5 protein-coding genes are annotated in these 4,366 nt (G+C 67.1%); 3 read left to right on the top strand and 2 right to left on the bottom strand.

The annotated features are described in order from the left end of the window. Window positions 1–16: 16 nt before the first annotated feature. The gene (locus HPA01S_RS22280) at window positions 17–1,150 is read right to left on the bottom strand and encodes an NAD(P)/FAD-dependent oxidoreductase (RefSeq protein ID WP_084360918.1); all 1,134 of its coding nucleotides are present in this window, start codon (window positions 1,148–1,150) and stop codon (window positions 17–19) included. A 235-nt stretch (window positions 1,151–1,385) separates the two neighbouring features. Beyond that, on the bottom strand, window positions 1,386–2,333 hold the full coding sequence (locus HPA01S_RS22275) for a LysR family transcriptional regulator (protein ID WP_066273680.1): 948 nt from the start codon (window positions 2,331–2,333) through the stop codon (window positions 1,386–1,388). A gap of 142 nt (window positions 2,334–2,475) precedes the next feature. Here HPA01S_RS22275 and HPA01S_RS22270 point away from each other — a divergent pair, with 142 nt between their 5' ends. From HPA01S_RS22270 to HPA01S_RS22260, 3 genes are all read left to right on the top strand, one after another. Further along, window positions 2,476–3,177 carry a pirin family protein gene (locus tag HPA01S_RS22270; RefSeq protein WP_066273678.1) on the top strand — a complete coding sequence of 234 codons (702 nt, stop codon included), beginning with the start codon at window positions 2,476–2,478 and terminating at the stop codon, window positions 3,175–3,177. Window positions 3,178–3,227: 50 nt separating this feature from the next. After that, entirely contained in the window at window positions 3,228–3,638 is a 411-nt protein-coding gene (locus tag HPA01S_RS22265) for a DoxX family protein (protein ID WP_066273676.1), read from the top strand. A gap of 73 nt (window positions 3,639–3,711) precedes the next feature. Then, window positions 3,712–4,266, top strand: a complete 555-nt coding sequence (locus HPA01S_RS22260) for a flavodoxin family protein (protein WP_066273675.1) — start codon at window positions 3,712–3,714, stop codon at window positions 4,264–4,266. Window positions 4,267–4,366: the final 100 nt, after the last annotated feature.

Here is a 4,366-nt window from a genome sequence, read left to right as displayed (position 1 = left end):
GGGGGGTGCTCCATGATCAAGCCATGGCCAGCGCCAGTTCCAGCCCGGAGACGAAAGCGTCTTCCACGCGGTGGCCCAGGCACCAGTCGCCACAGGCGCCGATGCCCAGGGCTTTGTCGAACAGGTGGCTCTGGCCCAGCGGGGTCTGGGTCTGCGCAAAACGCCAGCGGTGAGCAACCGCGTGGCTCGGTGTGGCGCGGATGCCGGTGATCTCGGCAAAGCCCTTCAGCAGCTTGGCCTTGGCGCGTTCGTGGTCGTCTTCCAGGTGCTTGGTGGACCAGGCCGGGCTGGCCTGCACGGTCCAGCGCTCGATCGGCGTGCGCCCGGGCTTGCTCGACTCACGCGCCACCCAGCTGATGCGGTGGTGCGTGCTGCGCGCAGCATTCCATTGCGGGCCGAGGTGCGGCAGGCCGGGCTGCATGGCCAGCGGGAAGGCCACCATCAGCGTCCAGCAGGGCGCCACATGCACGGGCGTGAGGGCCTTGCGCAGCTCGGGTGCCAGGCCCGAGCCCAGCAGCAGGTCGTGCACCTGCGGGTGCGGCAGCGCCAGCACCACGCGGTCGAAGCCGCCCAGCACCTGCTGGCCGCCTTGTGTGTCTTCCGCGCGCAGCTGCCACTGGTTGGCGTGCAGGGCGTCGCGTTCGATGCGGGTCACGTGCGTGTCGAGCAGCGTGCGGGCCAGCAGATGGCCGTGCAGCTCGGGGTGCTGCAGCGGTTGCGCCCACAGATCAACCAGCGCACCCATGCCGGGTGAGGCCACGAAGTGCGGCTCGGTGGGGGGCGGCGCGCTGGCCAGCACATGGCCGACCGCATCGAGCACGCGCACGGTGCTGGCGCTCCAGGGCCGCACCACGGCGGTGGCGTTGCTGCGCAGCGCGGTGTCGAAGCGCGGATCGCGCACGGTGAAGTATTGGGCGCCGTGGTCGAAGCCACCGTACTCGGTGCGCTGCGTGGCCATGCGGCCACCGACTTCACGCGCCTTCTCGAACAGGGTGACACGGTGGCCGGCCTGCACCAGCGTGCGCGCACACACCACACCCGCCATGCCGCCGCCGACCACCGCGATGTGCAGGGGTGCCGTGTCGGATGGAACGGCCTTGGACGTGCGGGTGGACCCGCCGGTGGCGCGAGGTTTTTTGGTGTTGTTCATGACTCTGTGCGCGTTGGAGGTTGGGTGTGTGGCCGACTGTATCAGTTGCTCCACACAACGCCATGCCATTCCCCTCGGTGTGGAAGCGTGGAGCGGTGCAGCGCATGCAGGGTGCTAGTTGATGAGGACGCGTGCGCGAGACGTGCCTTCTTCCAGAACGCCGCGGAACGGGCTCTGCCCGGCCGCAGGCGTTGCCCCCTGGGAGGTGACGCCGCAGGCGGCGCGGGGGAGGTTTCTACACCTGATGGTGGTTGTTGAGCAGCGCCGCGCGCGTCGTGCTGTGCTGCAGGCGCTCCAGCCACCACTGCAGGGCACGACCGCTGTCGGCCGCGCTGCGCGGCTGGCGCCAGGCGTAAGACACGCGCAACGTGCGGTTGGGTCGCTGCACGTTCTTCACCACCAGGCGCCCGGCGTTGATGAAGGGCTGCGCCAGCGACAGCGGCAGGAAACCGCCGCCCAGGCTACGCAGCTGCGCTTCCAGCTTGTGCTGCATGGTCGGCACGGTGAGCACGTCCTGCCCGGGCAGCAGGTTGTGCGTGACGCCACGCCCGCGCTGCGTGCTGTCGGCCACGGCCACGGCGCGGTGCTCGCGCAGTTCCTCGTCGCACAGGCTGTGGCTGGCGGCGGCCAGCGGGTGGTGCGGGGCCACCGCGTAGACGAAGCTCAGCGTGCCCATGGGCGCGGACGCGAACTCGATCGGCGCCATGTCGCTGGGCACGCCGATGGCGAGGTCGGCCTGGCCGCTCTGCAGGGCCTCCGCCGTGCCCGACAGGGTTTCGGCGCGCAGCTTGAGCCGGGTGGGCGCGCCCTCGGCGTAAAACGCTTCGCAGAGCTCGTACAAGGTGGCGCGGGCGATGATCGCGTCGGCCGCGATGGTGAGCTGCGGCTCCCAGCCGGTGGCCACGCGTTTGACGCGCTGCGCCACCGCGTCGAGTTCGTTCAGCAGGTACTGGCCCGAGCGCAGCAGCTCGCTGCCGGCGGGCGTGAGCACGGCGCGGCGCGCGCTGCGGTCGAACAGCAGCACGTCGAGCGCGTCCTCGATCTGGCGGATGCGGTAGGTCAGGGCGCTGGGCACCATGCCCAGTTCACGCGCGGCGGCGGCCATGCTGCCCAGGCGCGCCACCGCGTCGAGCAGACCAAGGTTTTCCGGCGACAGCGCCGCGCGAGGGGAAGAGGAGGCCATCGGAGTCCAGGTGCAGACCATTCAAATGAATTGAATGATGCCATCAAAACCGTGCAGCCAATCCGCTGTCTGGGCGCACCACAATTCACCCCATGCCAGCCGATGCGCGGCCGGCCCCACGGAAGATGGAAGGAAAAACACCATGCTCCAGATTCGACGTTCCGATGCCCGCGGCTATGCCGACCACGGCTGGCTCAAGAGCTACCACTCGTTTTCGTTTGCCGAGTATTTCGACCCCGCCTGGATGGGCTGGGGCAACCTGCGCGTGATCAACGAAGACCGCATCGCCCCCGGCACCGGCTTCGGCACCCACGGCCACCGCGACATGGAAATCATCAGCTACGTGTTGCAGGGCAACCTGGCGCACAAGGACAGCATGGGCAACGTCAAGGGCATTCCGCCCGGCGACGTGCAGCGCATGAGCGCCGGCAGCGGTGTGCGCCACAGCGAGTTCAACCACGCGCCCAACGACACCACGCACTTCCTGCAGATCTGGATCGAGCCGAACGTGAAGGGCATTGACCCCGGCTACGAGCAGAAGACCTTCTCGCAGACCGAGAAGCGTGGTCAACTGCGCCTGGTTGCGTCTCCTGACGGGGCCGAAGGCTCGGTGACCATTCATGCCGATGCGGCCATGTATGCCGGGCTGTTCAATGACCAGGAAACGGCCGCTCTCAGCCTGGACCCGGCGCGCAAAGCCTATGTGCACCTGGTGCGGGGTGAAATCGATGTCAATGGCCAGCGCCTCAAGGGCGGTGACGCCGCGGTGCTGGCCGGAGAAAGCCGGCTGGAACTTTCCAACGGCGCCGATGCCGAAGTGCTGGTGTTTGACCTGGCCGCCTGAACCTGAAACGTTTTCTTCAACCTGTCCTTTTTCTTTTTCAAGGAATCCTCATCATGAACGCACTGCAAAACCCGCTGGCCCTGATCGGCCGCATTCTGCTGGCCATCGTTTTCGTCCCGGCTGGTTTCAGCAAGATCGCCGGTTTTGCCGGCACCGTGGGCTATGCCACCGCCATGGGCATGCCTTTGCCACAGGTCGGTGTGGCGATTGCGCTGGTGATTGAACTGTTTGGTGGCCTGGCCCTGCTGATCGGCTTCCGCACCCGTTACGCCGCACTGGCACTGGCCGTGTTCACCCTGGTGGCGAGCTACTTCTTCCACGCCTACTGGGCGTTGCCGGCCGAGCAGCAGATGATGCAGCAGCTGATGTTCTTCAAGAACATCGCCATCACCGGTGGCCTGCTGGCCTTCGCCGCCTTCGGCGCCGGCGCGTTCAGCGTGGACGCCCGCACCAAGGGCTGATCCCGGCACGGGTTCTTTCCACCGCGGCGCTTTGGCGCCGCGTTTTTTTGTCTCCTCATAAAGAAAGCGACACATGTCCAGAGTTGTGGTGGTTTATCACTCGGGTTACGGTCACACCCAGCGCATGGCGCAAGCGGTGGCCCAGGGCGCGGATGCCGAGCTCCTCCCCATCGATGCCGACGGCAACCTGCCCGAAGGCGGCTGGGAAACCCTCGATGCGGCCGACGCCATCATCATGGGCTCGCCGACCTACATGGGCAGCGTGAGCTGGCAGTTCAAGAAGTTCGCCGACGCCTCCAGCAAGGCCTGGTTTTCCCAGAAGTGGAAAGACAAGATCGCTGCCGGCTTCACCAACAGCGCGGGCATGAACGGCGACAAACACGCCACGCTGAACACGCTGTTCACCCTGGCCATGCAGCACGGCATGATCTGGGTCAGCCAGGGCCTGATGCCCGCCAACAGCAAGGCCGCGCAGCGCAACGACGTGAACTACCTGGTGAGCTACAGCGGTGCCATCGCACAGTCGCCCTCGGACGCCGGTGCCAACGAAATGCTGCCAGGTGATCTGGAGACGGCGCGTCTGTTTGGTGAGCGCGTGGCTTCGGTGGCGGCTCGCTTCACGCGCTGAAAGTCCGAAGCCTCTCCGGCGAGCGTGCCTCTTTCCAGGGGCAGCAAGGGTCCGGCTCAGCCGGCCCAAGCTGCCGTCCCCCCCTCGAAGCGCCGAAGGC

Origin of the sequence: Hydrogenophaga palleronii NBRC 102513 (genome assembly GCF_001571225.1) — a bacterium.
In the GTDB taxonomy this organism is placed as follows: domain Bacteria; phylum Pseudomonadota; class Gammaproteobacteria; order Burkholderiales; family Burkholderiaceae_C; genus Hydrogenophaga; species Hydrogenophaga palleronii.
The sequence above is the reverse complement of the archived record's forward strand: the minus strand, read 5'-3'. Positions and strand labels throughout refer to the sequence as shown.